This is a genomic window from Gemmatimonadota bacterium (assembly GCA_040882465.1).
GTDB lineage: Bacteria > Gemmatimonadota > Gemmatimonadetes > Longimicrobiales > Gaopeijiaceae > JBBEBG01.
Map to the genome: position 1 here is coordinate 1 of JBBEBG010000018.1, position 19,753 is coordinate 19,753.

The window sequence follows — 19,753 nt, forward strand, 5'->3', positions numbered from 1 at the left end:
CCCCCCCCCCCCTTCGATTTCCCCCCCTGGTGACCCCCCGAAATCCCGCTTCCGACAAGACTCTTGACCCCCATGGGACCACTCCCTAAGTTGTCCCAGTCGTTGCCACAACTTACCACTCTAACCCACTTGCACCCACTCAAGGGGGAGCGTGACGGGGTTTCTCGGGCGGTTTGAATACCAGCTGGATCAGAAAGGGCGGGTGAGCCTGCCGGCCGATTATCGCCACAAGGCCCAGGGCACCCGCTTCGTTCTCCTCCAGTGGGAGCGCACCCACCTCACCCTCTTTCCAGAAGAGGTGTGGGGCGAGGTCAAGGAGCGGCTCCTCGAACTGCGCCGTACCCGTGCCGATCTGTCGCAAGTGCTCCGCGACGTGACCTCGCGGGCGACCGAAGTGGAGCCCGACAAGCAGGGGCGCATCCTGATTCCCGGGTGGCTGAAAGAGCGCGCTGGGCTGAAGGGGGCGGTTCTCCTCATCGGTGCGATGGACCGGATCGAGGTCTGGGATCCAAAGACGTTCCTGGACCGGCACCCCGACGAAGTGCCGGAGGATGCGGAGCGGGCGGCGGAGATGCACCGGATCTTCGGCTGACCGGGGAGGCTCTTGGCGAAAGACTTCCACCATCAGCCGGTGTTGGTCCGGGAGGTCGTCAATCTGATGGAGCCCGCGGGGCGCGGGGAGATCATGGACGGAACCGCTGGGGGCGGCGGCCACACCCTCGCGCTTCTCGAGCGATATCCGGAGTGCCGGATCCTCGCGGTGGATCGGGACCCCGAGGCGCTGGCGGCGGCGCGAGTGAACGTGGGGCGCCACGAGGGGCGGGTTCGATTCTTTGAGGGAGGGTTCGAGGAGGCGGCCCGCTCCGCGGCCGACGAGGGGCCGAAGCTGGCGGGGGCCCTGCTCGACCTGGGAGTGAGCGCACACCAGCTCGATCGCGACGCGCGGGGATTCACCTTTCGGCCCGAGGCTCCACTCGACATGAGAATGACGGGCGCGAAAGGCGCCGGGCCGACGGCTGCCGACGTCCTGAACGGGTGGGAGGAGGAGGAGCTCCGGCGGATTTTCCGTGAATACGGGGAGGAGCCCCAGGCGCGACGGCTCGCGAAGGCCGTAACTCTACTTCGGGGCGACCGCCCCTTTCGCGTCGCGGCTGACTTCATCGAAGCGATGGAGAAGGCCTTTCGGCGGCCGCCCACGATCAAAGAGAAGGCTCGTTGCTTCATGAGCCTGCGACTCGAGGTGAACAGGGAGATCGAGGTCCTCGAGGCCGCGCTCCCCGCCCTCAAGGAGGCGCTGTGCCCGGGCGGGATTCTGGCCGTGATCTCCTACCACTCTCTGGAGGACCGGCGGGTAAAGCAGGCCTTCCAGTCCTGGAGCCAGGGCTGCGTCTGTCCCCCCAAGCTCCCCGTTTGCCTCTGCGGGGGGAAGGCGTCCGGGACTCTCATCACCCGCCGCGTCGTCCGCCCCGACGAAGACGAAGTCGAGGCGAACCCTCGCGCACGAAGTGCGCGGCTGAGGGCCTGGAGGAAGGCGGCATGAGATCCGCGAACCCCCTTCTCGTGGCGCTGGCCGCGGCGCTCCTCCTCGCCTCGCTCAGCCTCGTGACCTGGCGTCAGGCTCGGGCGCTTGAAGAGCTGGCGGAACTCGACGGTCTCCGTCGGGAGATCTCGCTTCTCGAGGCGGAGCGGACCGACCTCGAGACGCGGATCCAGGCTCTCGAGAGCCGGGGAAGGGTCCTACGCACCGCGAGCGAGCGCCTCGGCATGCGTCGGCCGAACGACGCGTCCGGAGAGATCGTTCTCCTCTCGGGGACCGAGCCATGACGCGCCGCTCTTCGACGAAGCCGCAGCGCTCGACCAACCGAAAACGGGCTGCTCCGACCGGGAACGGTTTCCCCTCAGAGCGCACGCTCGAATGGCGGCGGAGGATTCTCCTCGGAGCCTGGGTCTTCGGTGGAGCGCTCCTTTTCGCGCGTGCCGTCGAGCTCCAGGTACTCGAGGGCACGGAATGGCGCGAGGAAGCGGAACGCCAGCACCAGATGTTGGGCGAGGTCGCGGCTCCCCGCGGAGCGATTTTCGACCGCGAGGGACTCTACCTCGCACTGTCGCACGAGACCTTCCGAGTGGCGCTCGCGCCGCACGAATTGACCGACCGAGGACAAGCCGCAGAGCTCCTGGCCGCGGCGCTCGACCTCTCTCCCGCACAGGCTCGCCGTTACACCAACGATTCCCGTCGCTGGGTTACCATTCCCGGACGTTTTCCCCCGGCGGTGCGGGATGCGCTCTCCGGAGCGCGGGGGATCTACATCGAGCGGGAGCTGCGCCGCGCCTATCCGCACGACGATCTCTTCAAAGGGGTTCTGGGCGGCGTCGTGGACGGGGTCGGGACGGGAGGAATCGAGCAAGAATTCGGGGACCTGCTCGAGGGGACCCCGGGGACCGAGATCGTCGCGCGGGATTCCGAGGGGCGGGCGATCCCCGGAGAAACCTGGGTCACGCGCGCTCCCGCGGCGGGGGGCACGGTCGTTCTCACCCTCGACACCGCGCTCCAGGAGATCGCGCACGAGGCGCTCCTCGAAGCCGTTGAGAACACGGGCGCGCGGGGCGGCGATCTCATCGTCACCGAGCCATGGACGGGAGAGATCCTGGCGCTCGCTTCGCTCCGCGACGGAGAGACCGGCCTGGCGGGGATCAACACCCCGTACGAGCCGGGTTCGACCCTCAAGCCCTTCACAGTGGCGACCCTCCTCCGCGAGGGGCGGGCCGAGCTGGCGGACTCCGTGGACACCGGAATGGGATCCTGGGTGATCAACCGCCGCACCATCCAGGATGTCGCGCCTGTCGGTGGAATGCTGACGCTCGCGCGGGCACTCCAAGTCTCGTCCAACGTGGGGATCGCCAAGTTCGCGCAGAGTCTCGATCCAAACGAGCAATTCGAAGGCCTCCGCGACTTCGGTTTCGGTGTGCCGACCGGGATCGCACTTCCCGGCGAGGCGAGCGGGGTCCTCCGGCGTCCGTCCTCCTGGTCCTCCCAGTCGGCGGCGTCGCTCGCGATCGGCTACGAGATCAACGTGACCCCGATCCAGATGGCGATGGCGTACGGCGCGATCGCGAATGGCGGGGTCCTCATGGAGCCCCGACTCGTGCTGGAAATCCGTGACGAGTCGGGGCGCGTGATCCAGCGCTTCGACCCGGAGCCCGTTCGACGTGTGCTTTCGGAGGAGATCGCGGAGGAGATCACAGCGACCCTCGTGGGTGCCGTGGAGACGGGAACAGGCACCCAGGCGCGCCTCGCGTCCTTCGCGGTTGCCGGGAAAAGTGGAACGGCGCGCGCTTACGGAGCGGGTGGGTACGAAGAGGGAGCTTACGTGGCCTCCTTCGTCGGGTTTTTCCCGGCCGAACAACCCCAGCTCGTCATCTACGTGAAGCTGGAGCGTCCACAGGGGGCCTATTACGGCGGAGCGACGGCGGCGCCGGTGACCCGCGCCACCATGGAGGCCATCCTCGCGGCACGCCGTCCGCCCCTCGACCGCGAGGCGCTCGCAGCGATCGCCGCGGCGCAACGCCTTCCACGGTCCTCGGTGCCCGTGGTCGCCGCCGCGTTGGCCGAGCCCGTCGAGGTTGCGCCCTCGCCCCCACCCGTGGTCAACGGGCGGATCTCGGTGCCCGACGTGCGGGAGCTCTCTCCCCGCGCGGCGGCAAGGCGGCTCCACTCGATGGGGCTCTCGGTGATCTGGGAGTCGGCCGGAACCGTGACCGGAACCGTCCCCTCTCCCGGGACACTCGTTCTTCTCGGGGACACGATCCGGCTCCTTCCCGTCGTCGCACCCGGACCTCCCAAAGTCACGAGGGGCGCCGATGATTAGGTCGCCCCTGACGCTCGATCGGCTGGTCGAGGCCCTGAAGGGGGCCGGACTCGAGGCCGAGCTTCAGGGACCGGGAAAACTGGCGGTCGCCGCCGCGGCACAGGAATCGGGGCGAATCGGAGAGGGCGAGCTCTTCCTGGCCTGGAAAGGGACGGCAACGGACGCACACGACTTCGTGGCGGAGGCTGCCGAACGCCGCGCGGCGGCGGCTGTCGTCGAGCGCTTCGTCGAGGCGCCGATCCCGCAGATCCGGGTGAACGACGGGCGTCGGGCCGCCGCCATCCTGGCCCACCTCCTGGCGGGTGAGCCGACTCGTCACCTCCGCGTCGCCGCCGTGACGGGGACAAACGGAAAAACGACGACGGCGCTCCTGGCGCGTCATCTCCTCGGTACGCTCGGACCGGCGGCCGCGATGGGGACACTCGGCACCGTGGGCCCGGACGGAGAGGTCGTCCCGGGTTCGGGCGGGCTCACGACCCCTGGCCCCGTGCAGCTGGCGAACGCCCTCGAATGGTTGGTCGAAAAAGGGATGACCACGGTCACAATGGAGGCCTCTTCCCACGCGCTCGATCAGCGGCGGCTCGATGGGCTCGAGGTGGAGGCGGCCGTCTTCACGAACCTTACGCGCGATCACCTCGACTATCACAAGAGCTTCGCGGCGTACCGGGATGCGAAGGCCCGGCTTCTCCTCCTGGTTCGTGCAGGCGGGGGCGTCGTGGTGAACGGGGGAGATCCGGCCTGGTCCGGACTTCCTCCGGTGAAGGAACGACTTCTGATCGGACGGATCGAGGGGGATGAGGTGGCGGGGGTGCCCCCGTGCGAGGGTGAGCGCCTCCCCGATCTGGTGGCCGAGAACGTGGATCTGACGGGGGAAGGGAGCCGCTTTCGGGTGCGGTGGGGTGAAGACGATGCAGCGGTGTCCCTTCCCCTCCTCGGTCGATTCAACATCGAGAATGCAGTCGCCGCCCTCGGGGCGGGACTTCTCATGGGTGTCAGTCTCGACGAGGGAGCCGCGGCGCTGGCGGACGCACCGCCACCCCTCGGGCGCCTCGAAGTGACGGTGCGCGAGCCGGTTCCCGTCATCCTCGACTACGCACACACCCCGGACGCGCTCCGCCGCGTGCTCGAAACGCTCCGTCCCCTTTACCCGGGGCGGCTCATCCTCGTCTTCGGCGCCGGGGGAGACCGGGACCGCGCGAAGCGCCCGGAGATGGGGAAAGTCGCGGTCGCCGGCGCCGACGTGCTCATCGTCACCTCCGACAATCCGCGCACCGAGGACCCCGAAGCGATCATCGCGGAGATTCTTGCCGGGATGGTCGGGGCGACTTACGAGCGGATCACCGACCGACGGAAGGCGATCGCGCGGGCGCTCGAAGTCGCCGAGCCGGGGGATGCGATCCTCCTCGCCGGGAAAGGACACGAGACCTACCAGGTCATCGGGACGGAGAAGCGCCCCTTCGACGAGCGGAAAATCGTCCGTGAGCTCCTGGACGACGGGAGGGCCGCTTGACCCACGGCTTCACTTGGACGGATGCCCGGGTGCGCGATGCACTCGGGATCGGGGAAGCGGGTGCCGATCCGCGGCTCGCCTTCACCGGTGTCTCGACCGACACTCGCTCGGTTTCGACCGGGCAACTCTTCGTCGCGCTCACCGGTGAGCGTTTCGACGGCCACGACTTCGTGGGCGAGGCAGTGGCCCGGGGAGCGCGGGGCGCGATCGTCTCACGCTCGGTCGAGCCGGACTCCGCGCTCACGTTGTACCGGGTGGACGACACGCTCACGGCGCTCGGCGCCCTGGCGCGGTACCGTCGGCGGGCTCTTCCGGCGCGAGTGGTGGGGGTCACCGGGTCGGCGGGAAAAACGACCGTGAAAAATTTCCTCGCCGCGGCTCTCGCCCCATCGTACCGAGTCCACGCCACACGGGGGAATCTGAACAATCGGGTGGGCGTTCCCCTGACCTTGCTCGGGACGCCCGAAACCACGGAGATCCTGGTCCTCGAGATGGGGACGAGTGAACCGGGGGAGATTGCGATCCTGACCACGGTCAGCGAGCCTGACGCCTCAGTGGTGACCACGGTCAGCGAGGCTCATCTCGAAGGGCTCGGTTCCTTCCAGGGAGTCCTGCGGGAGAAATTGGATCTGACCCGGGGAACACGCACCGGCGGGCCCATCGTCGTGGGGGATGTCCCCGAAGAGCTTCCTCGCGAGGCGCGGGCGATGAGGCCGGACGTGCAGGTCGCCGGATTCACGTCCCTCGCCGACGCGGAGCTGCGCGCGGAGCTCCACGCCGAGCCGGACGAAGAGGGGCGCTTCCGCTTCCGACTCTGGGACCGCGAGATCACCGCGCCCGTTCCGGGACGGCATGGGGCGCGGAACTTCCTCCTGGCCCTCGTCATGGCCCGCTCCCTCGGCGCGAGGCTCGACGCCGCCGTCCGTGGGGCGTCGGAAGTGCGGGCGGGGTCGCTCCGAGGCGAAGTGCGGCGCGTCGGAGGCCTGACCCTCCTCCTGGATTGTTACAACGCGAATCCGCAGTCCGTCGCGGCCGCGCTCGACCTCCTGGCCGAACTCCCGGGCGCGAGGGGGCGGATCGCCTTCCTGGGGACCATGCTCGAGCTGGGTGAAGAGACAGGTCGCCTTCACCGCGCCGTGCTGGAACGGGCCCTCGCTCTCCCTCTGGACCTCATCGTCGCCTCCGGCGCGTTCGCGGATCCTGCGCGGGTGCTCTCCCGTGGGCGTGGTTCCGAGCACCCCGCGCTCCTGGCGGCCGAGACGATCGAGGAGGGATACGCCGCGCTCCTTCCGCGCCTCACCGGATCCGAGACGGTCCTCTTGAAGGCATCGCGCGGCGTGGCGATGGAGGGACTCCTCGACCGCTTCGAGGCGGACTTCGGGGGAGAAGGCTGAATGTTCTATCACTTCCTCCCGCGCTTCGCGGACTTCCACATCATCTTCAACGTCTTCAACTACCTGACGTTCCGGTCCGCAGGCGCGGTCGTGACGTCATTCGTCATCGCCTTTCTGGCGGGACCGAGAACGATCCGGTGGCTGCGCGAGCTTCGCGTGGGCCAGGTGGTTCGGACCGAAGGCCCCGAAACCCATCTGAAGAAAGCCGGGACGCCCACCATGGGCGGGAGCCTGATCGTCGGATCGGCCGCGATCTCCACCCTTCTCTGGGCGCAGCTCACGAACTGGTACGTCGTCCTCGCTTTCCTCACGCTCCTCTGGATGGGGGCGATCGGCTTCATGGACGACTACCTGAAGGTGGTGCGAAACCACCCGAAGGGGCTGATCGCGTTCTACAAGCTCGTGGGGCAGTTCTCCTTCGGGATCGCCCTCGGGCTCTTCCTCCTCTTCCACCCGATCTCGCCCGTCCAGCCGACCTGGACGATGGTTCCGTTCTTCGACGGGTGGGCCGCGGCCTTCTGGCCTCCGGCCTACGTGGCCTTCGTCTCTTTCATCATCTCCGGGTCGGCGAATGCGGTGAACTTCACCGACGGGCTCGATGGGCTCGCCGCGGGGCTGGGGGCGGTCGCGCTCGCGACCTTCGGGATCTTCGCCTACCTGATCGGCCGCGTGGATACCTCCGCCTACCTCGGGCTCTTTTACCTTCCCGGCTCGGGGGAACTCGCCGTCTTCGCGGCCGCGCTCGCCGGTGGCGCGGTGGGATTCCTCTGGTTCAACGCCCACCCCGCCGAGGTCTTCATGGGCGACACGGGGTCGCTCGCCCTCGGGGGAGCGCTCGCCGTCCTCGCCATTCTGCTCAAGGCCGAGTTCCTCCTCGCGATCGTGGGCGGCGTCTTCGTCGCCGAAGCGCTCTCGGTCATGCTGCAGATGGGCTGGTTCAAGTACACCCGCCGCCGCACGGGGGAAGGGAAGCGGCTTTTTCTCATGGCTCCGGTACACCACCACTTCGAAAAAGCAGGATGGTCGGAAACGAAGGTGGTGGTCCGCTTCTGGATCCTGGGAATCCTCTGCGCCCTCGTCGCCTTCAGCACGCTGAAGATCCGCTGATGGGAGCCTCGGTTTCGATCATCGGCCTGGGAGCGAGCGGAATCTCCGCCGCGCGCCTGGCCCTCACGAAAGGAGAAACCGTCTATGTCTCGGACGTCTCGACCAACCCTCGCGTTGCAGCTCGTGGACGTGAGCTCGAACTCCTGGGAGCCGAAGTCCAGCTGGGATCCCACGACCTCGACCGGATCCAAGCGTCCCGCCTGGTGGTGGTATCCCCAGGAATCGCCCCGGACACTCCTGTGCTCGCGGCTCTCCGGTCGAGGGGCGTCCGATGGATCTCCGAACCCGAGTTTGCCGTTCGGTTCTACTCGGGTTCACTGATCGCCATCACGGGCACGAATGGGAAAACGACGACCTCCTCACTGACGGCGCACCTCCTCGAGAGCTCGGGAATCACGGCTGCGCTCGGGGGGAATGTCGGAGGGTCGCTCGCGCCACCGGCTTCGGATCTGGCGCTGCTCGATCCGCCTCCGGCGTGGTACGTCCTCGAGATGAGCTCCTTCCAGCTCGCGGACACCCTGAGCTTTGCGCCGGAGATCGGCGTGGTGACGAACCTCGCGCCGGACCATCTGGATCGTTACCCGGACACGACGACGTATTTCGCGGACAAGGCGCTTCTCTTCCGGAACGCGAAAGAGTCGAGCCTCTGGGTGCTGAACGGGGACGACCCCGCGACCCTGGCGCTTCCCGGCAGCGCGGCCGGCGTGCGGCATCTTTTCACCTGGGCTTCGCCCGGGAACGAGCGGGCCGGGACGAATGGATCGCGAGGAAAGCCGTCGCCGTCGGCTTACGTGCGGGACGGGGTCCTCACGCTTGCCGTGGGTGGATCGAGGGGTGAGGAGGGTGGGGACGAGGCGCCCCTCCTCCCTCGTGGGGAGCTCCAGCTCCTGGGGCGACACAACGTCATGAATGCCCTCGCCGCTTCCCTCGCGGCGCGTCTCGCCGGGGCCGACCCGGAGGGAATCCGGAAGGGGCTCCGGTCGTTCCGGCCTCTCCCGCACCGGCTGGAGCCGGTCCTCGACGGGGGGGGCGTCCTCTGGGTGAACGACTCGAAGGCGACGAACGTCGCCGCCTCGCTCAGCGCGATCCGGAGCATGGAACGCCCTCTCGTCCTCCTCCTCGGGGGAAAGGACAAAGGCGAGGACTTCCGCCCACTCGGGCGGGCGCTGTCCGGCAAGTCACGCGCGGTGGTGATGTACGGGGCCGCGGCGGCGCGGCTCGGAAGAGAATTGGCGGAGGCACTCGGAGAGAAGGAGGCGAGCTCGTCGCGGAAGGCCCCCGTACTTCTTCACGTCGCGGGGGGACTCGAAGAGGCCGTCGCGCTCGCGGGATCGGTCACCGAGGCCGGGGACGCGGTGCTCCTCGCCCCCGCCTGCTCCTCCTTCGATGAATTCGAGGGTTACGAGGCGCGGGGGAGGCGGTTCGCGGAGCTCGCGAGCTTGCTCGGATCTTCGCGCGAAGGCGGCGAGCGATGACCCCGCTCCGGACCGACCTCGGTTCCTTGGTCCCGCCCTCCTTTCCGGACACCGGAATCGGGCGCGGGTGGGAGCCGGCCGTCCTCGCCGGGGTCACTCTCGTCCTCCTCTGCTTCGGCCTCGTGAACCTCTATTCCGCCTCGTCCTTTCTTGCGCAGAGGCAGGACTTCGCCGACACCTTCTACGTCTTGCGTCAGACCGCGGGAGCGGCCGTCGGGCTCTTCATCCTCGTCGCGTGCGCGCGGGTTCCGCACGGCTGGTGGCGCCACGTCGCCTGGCCTCTCCTCGTGGCGACCTGGATCTGCCTCCTTCTCCTCGTCCTTCCCTGGACGCAAGCGATCGCCCCACCGACGAACGGCGCTCGCCGTTGGCTCGAGCTCGGAATTTCCTTCCAGCCCTCGGAGATCGCGAAGCTCGCCGTCATCATCTGGACGGCGCATCTCGCGGTGAAGAAAAGCGGGCAGTTCCGAAGCCTGACGAAGGGACTCTTCCCCTTTCTCCTCGTCTGGGGCATCACGATCGCGCCGATCCTCCTCCAGCCCGATCTCTCGACCGCCTTTGTCGTCGGCGCGGCGGGGGCGATCACCGTTTTTGCGGCGGGGGCGCGCATCGGGCACTTCGTCGCGCTCGGGATCGGGCTCCTCCCGCTCGCGGTGGCGCAACTCGGATCCGGATTCCGGCTCGAGCGCCTCATCGCCTTCCGGGACGTGGAGGCCCACGCGACGAACGCGGGTTATCAGATCCACCAATCTCTCATCGCGCTCGGCTCGGGCGGGATCGCGGGCGTCGGCTTCGGGGCTGGGCGCCAGAAGTTCGGCTTCCTTCCGGAACCGCACAACGACTTCATCTTCTCGATGATCGGTGAAGAGTGGGGGCTTCTCGGCGTGGCCTTTCTCCTCGTCCTCTACCTCGCGTTGGTCCTGGTCGGATTCCGGATCGCGCGGCGGGCCGGGGACCCCTTCGGGGAGCTCCTCGCGATCGGGCTCACGAGCCTGATCGCCCTGCACGCCTTCCTGCACATGGGCGTCGGGCTCGGGCTCCTGCCGCCCACGGGGCTCTCCCTCCCGCTCGTGTCGTACGGGAGGTCGAACCTCCTCGTGATTCTGGCCGCCGTGGGGATGCTCATTTCCATCGCGCGCGGAAGCGCGGATCCTGGGAGGACCTCGGGATGACGGAGCGCATCGTTGCGATCTTTTCGGGCGGCGGTACCGGTGGACATCTGTATCCGGCGCTCGCTCTCGCCGGAGCTCTCGTGGAGCGCCGCCCCGACGTCCGCCCCTTTTTCATCGGCGCGCAGCGGGGCGTGGAAGCTCGCGTCCTTCCCGATCGCGGGGTCGAGCACCTTCTCGTCCCCGTGGAAGGGGCGCGCCGCGGCGCGCTCCTTGGGAATCTTCGAGTGATCCGCTTCCTCGGGACCGCCCTCGCGCAGGTGGCCGAGACCTTTCATCGGCTGCGGCCCCGCCTCGTGGTCGTAACCGGAGGATATGCGGGGGGACCCGCCGGGCTCGTCGCCATCCTGACCCGGACCCGCCTCGTTCTCCAGGAGCAGAACTCGGTCCCCGGGCTCACGACCCGCGTCCTCTCCCTCTTTGCGCGCGAGGTCCACCTCGCCTTCCCGGAGGCCGTCGCCGTCCTTCCCCGCAGTTCCCGCGGGAAGGCGCGGATCTCCGGAAATCCGGTGCGCCCCCCCGTCCCGGTCAAGAGGGAGGACGCAGCGCGTGCCTTCGGACTCGACCCGAGCGCTCCCGTGGTTCTCGTCGTGGGGGGGAGCCAGGGTTCCGAGGCGCTGAATGCCTCGGTCCTCGAATCGGTGACTGGGGTCGTAGAGGGGCGGATCGAGCGGGGTCCGGAGACGCAGATCCTTTGGGGGACGGGACCCACGCACTTCGTGCGGATCCAGGCCGGGCTCGCGGCGCTCGGATCGCCTTCCTGGGTCCATGCTCTCGGTTACATTGACGAGATGCCGCTCGCGCTCGCCGCGACGGACCTCGCCGTGAGCCGCGCGGGCGCGATGGCGACATCCGAATTCCTGGCCTGGGGCATTCCCGCGATTCTGATCCCGCTACCCACCGCCGCCGCCGACCACCAGAGGCAGAACGCCGAGGCGCTCCGCGAGGCCGGCGCCGCCCTCCATCTCCGTCAGTCGGAGACGACCGGCGCGATCCTTTGGGACGCGGTGCGGGGCCTCCTTTCGAATCCGGAAGGGCGGGAGAAGATGGCGCGGGCGGCCCGCGAGCGAGGACGCCCGCAGGCCGTGCATGAGATCGCGCGCGCGCTCGATGCGCTTCTCCCCTCTCCTCTTGCCGAGGTGGCCCGGTGAGCGGCACCGGCGTGCGGGAGCTCATGCGCGGGGGGACCGTCCATTTCATGGGGATCGGGGGGGCGGGGATGTGCGCTTTGGCCGAAGCGATGGTCCGGCAGGGGGGACGCGTAACGGGATGTGACACCGCGCCCGGGGGTTCTCTCGAGCCGCTCAAGAAACTCGGTGTGACCGTCTTCCAGGGGCATGGTCCGGAGCATGTGGAGGGGGTTGCCGCGCTCGTCACGACGGCCGCGATTCCGCCCGATCACCCCGAACTCGCCCGGGCCCGGGAGCGGGGCGTTCCCGTCCTCAAGAGGGCGCGGGCGCTCGGCGAATGGGTGAACGCGGGCGATGTCGTGGCGATCGCCGGGACACATGGGAAGACGACCACCACCGCGATGACGACCGAGATCCTCGCACGGGCGGGGAAGGAACCCACCGGATTCGTCGGCGGGTGGGTGACGGCATGGGGCGGACATCTCCGGCCCGGAAGCGACCGACTCTACGTCGTCGAAGCGGACGAATACGACCGCTCCTTCCACCACCTCCGTCCCACCGTCGCGGTTGTCACGAACATGGAGCCGGATCACCTCGACGTGTACGGCGACTTCAACGGAGTCCGCGCCGGATTCCGTACCTTTCTCGATGGAGTGCGGGAGGGCGGCACCGTGCTCGCGTGCGCGGACGATTCCGGCGCCTCGAGCCTCCTCGCGGGGCTCGCCGTGGAGGGTCGGAGCTTCGGCTTTGCGGCCGGGAGCCAGTTCCGCGGCGAGGCCCTCGAAACCTCGGCCTCGCTCACCCGGTTTCGCGTCGTCGAAGATGGGCGGAACCGGGGCACGCTCGCGGTCCCCATCCCCGGCGCGCACAACGCAAAAAACGCTCTCGGCGCGGCGGCCGCGGCGCGTGCGATGGGGGCCGATTGGGAGGCGATCCGGAGCGCGCTCGCCGATTTCACCGGGGTCGCCCGCCGCTTCCATCGGCTCGGCGAGTTCGGCGGAATCACCGTCGTGGATGACTACGCGCATCATCCGACGGAGCTTGCGGCCGCGATCGCCTCGGGGCGGCAGTTTTTCCCCGACTCCCGGCTCGTCGCCGTATTTCAGCCGCACCTCTACACGCGGACGCGCGACTTCGCTCAGGAGTTCGCTCGTGTCCTGGCGACCGCGGACGTGGTTTGGATGGCCGAGATCTACCCTGCGCGGGAGCCGGCGATTCCGGGAGTGGACGGAGCCTTTCTGGCGCGGGAGGTCGAGAGAGCCGCGGACGACGGCGGGAAAGTGAGGGAGGTCATTCTGCACACCCGCCTGGACGACCTCGCCGCGGCACTCGCGGCGTGGCTTCGCCCCGGCGACCTCTGCCTCACCCTCGGGGCCGGCTCGATCGAGAAGGTGGGTCCGGCGCTAGCGGAGCGCCTGCACCCGGCTCACGCCGGGAGTGCGCATGCGTAAAGGCATGCGGCTTCTCCTCGTCGTCACCTTCGCGATGGCTCTCGCCGTTTTCGCGCCGAGTTTCCGAGAGGTCCTCTCCGGCATCAAGGCGTTCGAGGTCTCCGAGGTCGCCGTGGAAGGGAACCGGTATCTGAATGCGGCCGAAGTCCGCGACGCGGTGGCGATCCCCGACGGGGCGAACCTCTGGGATGACCTGAACGCCGCGGAGACACGGCTCCGCGCGCACCCCGGCATCGCGGGGGTCCGCATCACGAGGAGGATCCCCGGCCGGCTCGTCGTACATGTCACCGAGCGGGAGCCGGTCGCGCTCTTCCCGAATCCGACGCTCGTTCCCCTCGACGCGGAGGGGGTGCTCCTCCCGATCGACCCGGCCACGCACAGGCTGGACCTCCCCCTCGTGCATCCGCGTCGCGACCCGGCCGGGCACGGCCCCCTCCTTACCGCCACCCAGTTGCGCGCCCTCGTTTCGGAGCTCTCGGCAATCGAAGGGCTGGATCCGAAGGTCGCGGCGACGTTGTCGGACGTCGCTTTCGACCTCTGGGGCGACGTGATGGTGAGGCTCGAGTCGGGGGTCACCCTGGTTTACCGGATCCCGCTCACGGCCCGCCGCCTTCAGGAGGGGCTCGCCGTCCTCGCGGACATACGGGAGCGGCACCCCGAACGCACCCCCGCCGCGGTGGACCTGCGCTTCGCGGACCAGGTCGTGGTGCGTCTCTCGCCGGGGAGGGCGCGCTGACCATGCGGGCCAATCTGATCACGGGGCTCGACATCGGGACGACCAAGACGTGCGCGGTCATCGGCGAGCTGGTGAGCGACGGACGCCGGCGCCCCGAGCTCAAGATTCTCGGAGTGGGGCAGGCGCGCACCAGCGGGGTGCGGCGGGAGGTCGTCACCCACATCGAGGAGACGACGGAGACGATCCAGCGCGCGATGGAGGAGGCCGAGCTGATGGCGGGCGTCACCGTGGACCGGGTCTGGGCCGGAATCGGGGGCGACCATGTCCAGTCGCAGTCGTCGCTTGGAGTCGTGGCGGTGGCGGGAGACGAGATCACCGCGAACGACCTGAGGCGGGTGCATGAAGTGGCCCGGGCGGTCGCGCTTCCTCCCGACCGAGAACTCTTCCACGCGCTCCCGCAAGAGTACCTCGTGGATCACCAGCGCGGGATCAAAGACCCGATCGGGATGTCGGGCGTTCGGCTCGAGGCCGACGTCTACCTCGTCACCGGGTCCGCTTCCGTCTCCGCCAACATCCGGAAGGCGGTCTCCCGTGCGGGTTACCGGGTGCAGGCGCTCGTCCTCGATCCGCTCGCGACCGCGCGTGCAGTGTTGTCCGAGGACGAGAAGGAAGTGGGAGTCGCGATGGTGGAGGTGGGCGCGGCGGGGACTCAACTCGTCGTCTATTACGAGGGGAAGATCCGGCACATCGGGCTCATCCGGATCGGGGGGGACGCCGTCACGAACGATCTGGTACGCGGGTTGTCGGTTCCCTTCGCCGAAGCGCAGAAGGCGAAGGAGCAATTCGCCGTCGCCTTCACGCAGCTTGTCGATCCGCAAGAGACCGTGGAGCTTCCCGGCCCGAGCCCGGGACAGAAGCGCCACGTCGCGCGCGAGCTCATCGCACACATCGTCGAGCAGCGACTGGACGAACTCTTCGGAATGGTGCAGGATGAACTGGAGCGGATCGAACTCCTGGATCGGCTGGGCGCGGGCATCGTGCTCACGGGAGGGACCGCCGCTCTCCATGGGATCGTGGAGATGGCCGGGCAGGTTTTCGCCACTCCAGTTCGAATCGGGATCCCCGACGAAGGATTGTCGGGGCTGGCGGACTCGGTTGGGCGGCCGAGGTTCGCCACGGTGACCGGGCTCTGCCTTTTCGGAGCGGACCGGTTCCACGAAACGGGGGAGGGCGTCTCGACGCTCTCTTCTGGAGTCGTCACCCGGATCGGGGCCTGGATCCGGGAATTTTTCTGACCATGACATGGATCCCATGAACCCTCATCGAGGGGAGGAGCAGATGATGATCTTCGAATTCGAAGAAACCACCCGGAACAACGCCCACATGAAGGTGGTAGGCGTGGGCGGCGCGGGAGGAAACGCCGTCAACCGGATGGTGGACGAAGACCTCGAGGGGGTCGAGTTCATTTCCGCGAACACCGACGCTCAGGCGCTCAAGGGTTCGCGGGCCAACATCACGATTCAGCTCGGAAAGAAGCTCACGCGCGGGCTGGGCGCGGGGGCGCGTCCGGAGATCGGTCGTCAGGCCGTTTCCGAGTCCGAAGAGGAAATCCGACGCGCGCTCGAGGGCGCTGACCTCGTCTTCGTAACGGCGGGGATGGGCGGCGGTACCGGGACCGGAGCTGCACCGATCATCGGCGAGATCGCCCGCGGAATGGGTGCGCTCACCATCGGAATCGTGACCCGTCCCTTCGCCTTCGAAGGGAAGAAGCGGATGCGGCAAGCGGAGCAAGGGCTTGCCGAGCTCAAGCGATGCGTGGATACGATGATCGTCGTCCCGAACGACCGCCTTCTCTCCGTGGTCGGGAAGGGAACCACCTTCAAGGACGCTCTCAAGAAGGCCGACGAAGTCCTCCTCCACGCCACCCAGGGGATTTCCGACCTCATCCGGGTTACCGGAGAGGTCAACGTAGACTTCGCCGACGTCCGGACGGTCATGGCGTGCCGGGGCCCGGCCCTCATGGGCTCCGGGTTCGGGGAAGGGGAAAATCGTGCCGTAGAAGCGGCACAAGAAGCCGTATCGTCGCCCCTCCTCGACGACGTCTCGATCAAGGGAGCGCGCGGAGTTCTCATCAATATCACGGGTGGAATGGATCTTGCTATTGACGAGGTCACACAGATCTCTACGATTATCCAGGAAGAGGCCGGTGACGAGGCGGAGATTATCTTCGGGGCCGTGCACGATCCCGAGTTGGAAGGTAAGATTCGGGTGACGGTGATCGCCACGGGATTCGGATCGGCGGAGGATCGGCTGGACGAGCAGGTGATTCGCCCCGATTTTCGCCGGTCTCCGGCGCCGCGCCACGAGGGGCGGGTGGCCGTCGAGGCGGTCCGGGAGGAGCGGAAGATCGCGGTCGGCGGAGGATTGCCGCAGCGCGAGGTGGTTCCCTTCCAGCGGCCTCCGGAGCGCGTGGTCGAAAGAAGCTACTTGGGCGAACTGGACATTCCCACATTCATTCGCCGGCAAATGGACTGACGCCTGGTCCGCTGCCGGCCGAGGGGTGGCGGCAGCGCAAATGAACCGAATCATGCGGCTGGTGCGCGAACCTATCGTGGCACTGATGGGGATGGGAGGATTCCTGGGAGTCGGTGCCCTCGCCGTGCTCCCGGTCTTTTCGTCCACCCCCGACGCCGGCCTTCTGACTCCGCTCCGTGCGGCTTCCGCGGAAGAGATCCGGGTCGAGGTCCTCGCTTCGGGGCAAACCTTCGGCGGGGTCCTCGAGCGCTCCTCGCTCTCCGCGAACGAACAGCAGAGCGTTCTCCTCGCCTTCCGGGAGCTCGCGAACCCGGCGCGCCTCCGAACCGGCACCGAGGTGGTGCTCCGCTTCGTCCGGGGGGCCGGGGCGCTGCGCGGCGTGGACGTGGCCGTGTCCAAGGACGAACTCGTTCGGTTGGAGAGAGACGGATACGGGTGGCGCTCCTCCCTGGTCGAGACGCCGGTCTGGACCGATACGATCACGGTCGCGGCGATCATCGAACGAGACCTCTGGAGCGCGATCGTCCTGAATCCGGACCTCGAGGTCATGCCACGGGCCGACCGGGCAGAGGTGATCCACCTCATGGACCGGGTCTTCCAGTGGCAACTCGACTTCTCGCGCCAGATCCAACATGGGGATTCCTATCGACTCGCCTTCGAAAGGGAAGTGCGTCCCGACGGAAGCATGCGGAGCGGCCGGATCCTCGCGGCCGAGATCGTGAACTCGGGGACGCCCCTGCACGCGATCTGGTTCGACCTGCATGGCGACGAAGTCGGCGGCTATTACGACCTCGCGGGCGAATCGCTCCGGCGCGCCTTCATTCGAGCCCCTCTCGAGTACCGCCGCATCTCTTCGACCTTCTCGATGAATCGGTTCCACCCCATCCTCCGCGTGAGTCGCCCCCACATAGGAGTGGACTACGCGGCCGCGTCCGGGACGCCCGTCATGGCTACGGCGGATGGGACAGTCACACTCAGAGGGGTAAACGGCGGGTACGGGAATTCGATCGAGATTCGCCACGCGAACGGGTTCATGACCCGTTATGCACACCTGAGCGGATACGCGTCGGGGCTTCGCGCGGGGGGGCGGGTCTCGCAGGGCCAGGTGATTGGATACGTCGGGATGACGGGACAAGCGACCGGACCCCACCTCCACTACGAGATGCACCGGAATGGATCGGCGGTGGACCCCCTGAATATCGACATTCCCGCCGGGGACCCCATTCCCGCCGACGCGCGGACGCGCTGGACGGAGGACCTCACCGGGCGGTACGCGATTCTGAACTCCCTCCCTTCGGGATCGGAATCGAGAATCGCGCAGACGGAGGGGGAAGAGGGAATCGGGTCGGATCGGGGGAGCCAGTGACGGCTGGCGCCTTCCCCGACCGGGCGTGACGGGACTCACACTTCCCATCCTGATGTTTGGGGCGGCCGGGATTTTCCTGGCCGCCCTCTTTTATCTCCGGGACGAGGTCCCGGTCCGTGGGCGTTCCCTTCTTCTCGCCCTCCGCATCACCTCGATCGTCGTCGTGGTGCTTCTCCTCCTCGACCTGCGTCTCCCCGGAGCCGATCCCGCACGGGATGGTGCCGATGAGGGAAGCTGGGTCCTGGTGGATCCCGACCTCTCCCTCATCGTTGCCTCGGATGGCGAGAGGACGTTGTGGGAGGAGGGGGTCGGCCGCGCGGTCGAGGAGGTACGGCGAGGATCGAGTCTCGCTCTCGCCACTCCGCGGGGCCGAGGCCCGGAGGGGATGGATACGACCTCTCTCCGGCTGCGAGCTCCGGACCATCCCCCCGGCGACATGGCCGAGGGTATCATTCGGTTGGGGGAATCCGGCGCGGATTCCGTGCTCGTTCTCTCCTCCTTCCGAATTCCGCCCGAGGAGCTCGGGCGAATCGCGGAAGTGACGCCGGTCCCGCTCAGATTCGAGCGTCTGGGAGGAGCGGTGCGGAACGCCGGCATCGGCGATCTCACTCTCCCCCCACACGCTCCGGCGGACGAGGAGGTCGAAGGGCGGGTGACCATCTTCGCGGAGGGAGGGCTACCCGGGGATTCCCTGGACCTGGAGATCGCCGCCAACGGCCAAGCCGTCCACGTCGCGCGGCTTCCAGTTCCGGAGACCGGTGTAGAGCGAGGCGAGGACTTCATCCTCCCTGCGCCACCCTCGGGCGCCGCCCTCGTGCGATACACCGCGCGCGTGCGCCTCGGAGGCGACGTCTTCGCCGTGGACGATGAGCGGGCGGGCTGGGTGACCGTCGGCGACGAGGATCAGGGGATCCTCCTCCTCTCCCTCCGTCCGGATTGGGAGCCCCGGGTGCTCCTCCCCCTCCTGGAGGCCGTCACGGGGCTCGAGGGGGACGGATACCTCTTGTTGGGGAACGGACGGTTTCTCCCCCTCGCCGAGGGGAGCGAAGGAGTGGAGATTGTAGGGGAAGGCGTTTTTCGCGACAGAATCCCGCGCGCACGCATCCTCGTTCTGGACGGAGGTGCCGAGGCGATCGAGGGGTGGTTGGACGCGCTCGTGCGGAGCCATCCGAGGGTGGTCCACCTCCCGGACGATCCCGTCGGCGCCGCGCTCGTGGGAATCCGGGTGGACGACCGCTGGGAAGGAGAGTGGGTCGTCGAACCCGAGATGGCCGCGTCGCCCGTCTCGCCGTTCCTGAGCGGCGTCCGGCTGGCGGGACTCCCCCCCCTCGCATCCCTCCTCCCGGTCACCGGCGAGTTTTCGGGAACCGTGGCGCTCACGGCGCGCAGGGCCCAGGTGGGGGATGCGCTCCCTGTCCTCCTCTTTCGCGAGACCCCGGCCGGACGCCGAGCGGTGATCCTCGCCGACGGCCTCTGGCGATGGGCAAGCCGGGAGGGCGCTTCCCGGGAAGTCTACCGGGGGATCTGGGGGGGAGTCGCGGATTGGCTTCTCTCCGCGACCGATCCGGTGGCGGGAACCCTCGTGGCCCCGGCGGAGCGCACGAGCCCGCGTGGGGAGCCGCTCGATTGGGATGTCGCGCCGGAAGCCGCCGGGTCCGTCCTCTCTCTCCTCCCGACCGATGTAGACCAGGCGGGGCGGTGGGACGCGCCGGTGAGTCCCGACGACGCGCCCGCTTTCGAGGGGCCCATCATCCCGGGCGAAGACGGGGTCGCCACCACACCGGCCGTGGCCCCAGGGCTCTACCGCTACGAGGTTCGGGAAGCGGATGCCGCCCCGGACGCCCTTCCGACCGCCGTCGGAGTCGTGGAAGTCGAAGCGTGGGCTCCATCGCTCCGGCGCCCGCCGCTGGAGGTCGCCGGCCTGGAGCTTCCCGCCGCGACCAGGGCGGGGGAGAGGGAAGGCGGGGGCGGACGGCCCCTTCGGGCGCATCCATTCCCCTATCTTCTCCTTCTCCTCCTCCTCTGCGCGGAATGGATCGGACGGCGCGCCGTGGGGCTGCGGTAGATCCAGACC

At 68.3% G+C, this 19,753-nt stretch carries 16 protein-coding genes; all 16 read left to right on the top strand.

Annotation, left to right across the window (positions count from 1 at the left end; translation table 11 throughout):
• The first annotated feature begins 151 nt into the window (after nt 1-151).
• The 16 genes from WEG36_05370 to WEG36_05445 are packed head-to-tail and all read left to right on the top strand — an operon-like array spanning nt 152 to nt 19,744.
• A complete protein-coding gene (locus WEG36_05370) occupies nt 152-592 on the top strand; it encodes a cell division/cell wall cluster transcriptional repressor MraZ (protein ID MEX1257029.1) in 441 nt (146 codons plus the stop codon).
• Between the two features lie 12 nt (nt 593-604).
• Nucleotides 605-1,540, top strand: a complete 936-nt coding sequence (gene rsmH / locus WEG36_05375) for a 16S rRNA (cytosine(1402)-N(4))-methyltransferase RsmH (GenBank protein MEX1257030.1) — start codon at nt 605-607, stop codon at nt 1,538-1,540.
• Complete coding sequence (locus WEG36_05380; GenBank protein MEX1257031.1) at nt 1,537-1,824, top strand: cell division protein FtsL; 288 nt, start codon at nt 1,537-1,539, stop codon at nt 1,822-1,824. The genes rsmH and WEG36_05380 overlap by 4 nt, the downstream gene beginning before the upstream one ends.
• On the top strand, nt 1,821-3,866 hold the full coding sequence (locus WEG36_05385) for a penicillin-binding transpeptidase domain-containing protein (GenBank protein MEX1257032.1): 2,046 nt from the start codon (nt 1,821-1,823) through the stop codon (nt 3,864-3,866). Before WEG36_05380 ends, WEG36_05385 begins: the two co-directional genes overlap by 4 nt.
• Nucleotides 3,859-5,376 carry a UDP-N-acetylmuramoyl-L-alanyl-D-glutamate--2,6-diaminopimelate ligase gene (locus WEG36_05390; GenBank protein ID MEX1257033.1) on the top strand — a complete coding sequence of 506 codons (1,518 nt, stop codon included), beginning with the start codon at nt 3,859-3,861 and terminating at the stop codon, nt 5,374-5,376. Before WEG36_05385 ends, WEG36_05390 begins: the two co-directional genes overlap by 8 nt.
• Entirely contained in the window at nt 5,373-6,770 is a 1,398-nt protein-coding gene (gene murF / locus WEG36_05395) for a UDP-N-acetylmuramoyl-tripeptide--D-alanyl-D-alanine ligase (GenBank protein ID MEX1257034.1), read from the top strand. The genes WEG36_05390 and murF overlap by 4 nt, the downstream gene beginning before the upstream one ends.
• Nucleotides 6,771-7,877: a phospho-N-acetylmuramoyl-pentapeptide-transferase gene (gene mraY / locus WEG36_05400; GenBank protein MEX1257035.1), complete on the top strand. Its 1,107-nt coding sequence runs from the start codon at nt 6,771-6,773 to the stop codon at nt 7,875-7,877.
• Complete coding sequence (gene murD, locus WEG36_05405) at nt 7,877-9,352, top strand: UDP-N-acetylmuramoyl-L-alanine--D-glutamate ligase (protein ID MEX1257036.1); 1,476 nt, start codon at nt 7,877-7,879, stop codon at nt 9,350-9,352. The genes mraY and murD overlap by 1 nt, the downstream gene beginning before the upstream one ends.
• Nucleotides 9,349-10,524, top strand: coding sequence for a putative peptidoglycan glycosyltransferase FtsW (locus WEG36_05410; GenBank protein ID MEX1257037.1), 1,176 nt, complete (start codon nt 9,349-9,351; stop codon nt 10,522-10,524). The genes murD and WEG36_05410 overlap by 4 nt, the downstream gene beginning before the upstream one ends.
• A complete protein-coding gene (gene murG, locus WEG36_05415) occupies nt 10,521-11,672 on the top strand; it encodes an undecaprenyldiphospho-muramoylpentapeptide beta-N-acetylglucosaminyltransferase (protein ID MEX1257038.1) in 1,152 nt (383 codons plus the stop codon). The genes WEG36_05410 and murG overlap by 4 nt, the downstream gene beginning before the upstream one ends.
• Nucleotides 11,669-13,102 carry a UDP-N-acetylmuramate--L-alanine ligase gene (gene murC, locus WEG36_05420; protein ID MEX1257039.1) on the top strand — a complete coding sequence of 478 codons (1,434 nt, stop codon included), beginning with the start codon at nt 11,669-11,671 and terminating at the stop codon, nt 13,100-13,102. The genes murG and murC overlap by 4 nt, the downstream gene beginning before the upstream one ends.
• A complete protein-coding gene (locus WEG36_05425) occupies nt 13,095-13,838 on the top strand; it encodes an FtsQ-type POTRA domain-containing protein (GenBank protein MEX1257040.1) in 744 nt (247 codons plus the stop codon). The genes murC and WEG36_05425 overlap by 8 nt, the downstream gene beginning before the upstream one ends.
• 2 nt (nt 13,839-13,840) lie before the next feature.
• Nucleotides 13,841-15,073, top strand: coding sequence for a cell division protein FtsA (gene ftsA / locus WEG36_05430; GenBank protein ID MEX1257041.1), 1,233 nt, complete (start codon nt 13,841-13,843; stop codon nt 15,071-15,073).
• A 43-nt stretch (nt 15,074-15,116) separates the two neighbouring features.
• Entirely contained in the window at nt 15,117-16,313 is a 1,197-nt protein-coding gene (gene ftsZ / locus WEG36_05435) for a cell division protein FtsZ (protein ID MEX1257042.1), read from the top strand.
• 40 nt (nt 16,314-16,353) lie between these two features.
• Complete coding sequence (locus WEG36_05440; protein MEX1257043.1) at nt 16,354-17,679, top strand: peptidoglycan DD-metalloendopeptidase family protein; 1,326 nt, start codon at nt 16,354-16,356, stop codon at nt 17,677-17,679.
• A gap of 25 nt (nt 17,680-17,704) precedes the next feature.
• Nucleotides 17,705-19,744: a hypothetical protein gene (locus tag WEG36_05445; GenBank protein ID MEX1257044.1), complete on the top strand. Its 2,040-nt coding sequence runs from the start codon at nt 17,705-17,707 to the stop codon at nt 19,742-19,744.
• The last annotated feature ends 9 nt before the right edge of the window (nt 19,745-19,753 follow it).

Bases quoted from the DNA above. Each gene is read 5' to 3' on its own strand.
- WEG36_05425 (MEX1257040.1), top strand. From the start codon at position 13,095: ATGCGTAAAGGCATGCGGCTTCTCCTCGTCGTCACCTTCGCGATGGCT.
- WEG36_05390 (MEX1257033.1), top strand. From the start codon at position 3,859: ATGATTAGGTCGCCCCTGACGCTCGATCGGCTGGTCGAGGCCCTGAAG.
- ftsA (MEX1257041.1), top strand. From the start codon at position 13,841: ATGCGGGCCAATCTGATCACGGGGCTCGACATCGGGACGACCAAGACG.
- WEG36_05440 (MEX1257043.1), top strand. From the start codon at position 16,354: ATGAACCGAATCATGCGGCTGGTGCGCGAACCTATCGTGGCACTGATG.
- ftsZ (MEX1257042.1), top strand. From the start codon at position 15,117: ATGATGATCTTCGAATTCGAAGAAACCACCCGGAACAACGCCCACATG.
- WEG36_05380 (MEX1257031.1), top strand. From the start codon at position 1,537: ATGAGATCCGCGAACCCCCTTCTCGTGGCGCTGGCCGCGGCGCTCCTC.
- murG (MEX1257038.1), top strand. From the start codon at position 10,521: ATGACGGAGCGCATCGTTGCGATCTTTTCGGGCGGCGGTACCGGTGGA.
- murD (MEX1257036.1), top strand. From the start codon at position 7,877: ATGGGAGCCTCGGTTTCGATCATCGGCCTGGGAGCGAGCGGAATCTCC.
- WEG36_05385 (MEX1257032.1), top strand. From the start codon at position 1,821: ATGACGCGCCGCTCTTCGACGAAGCCGCAGCGCTCGACCAACCGAAAA.
- mraY (MEX1257035.1), top strand. From the start codon at position 6,771: ATGTTCTATCACTTCCTCCCGCGCTTCGCGGACTTCCACATCATCTTC.
- WEG36_05410 (MEX1257037.1), top strand. From the start codon at position 9,349: ATGACCCCGCTCCGGACCGACCTCGGTTCCTTGGTCCCGCCCTCCTTT.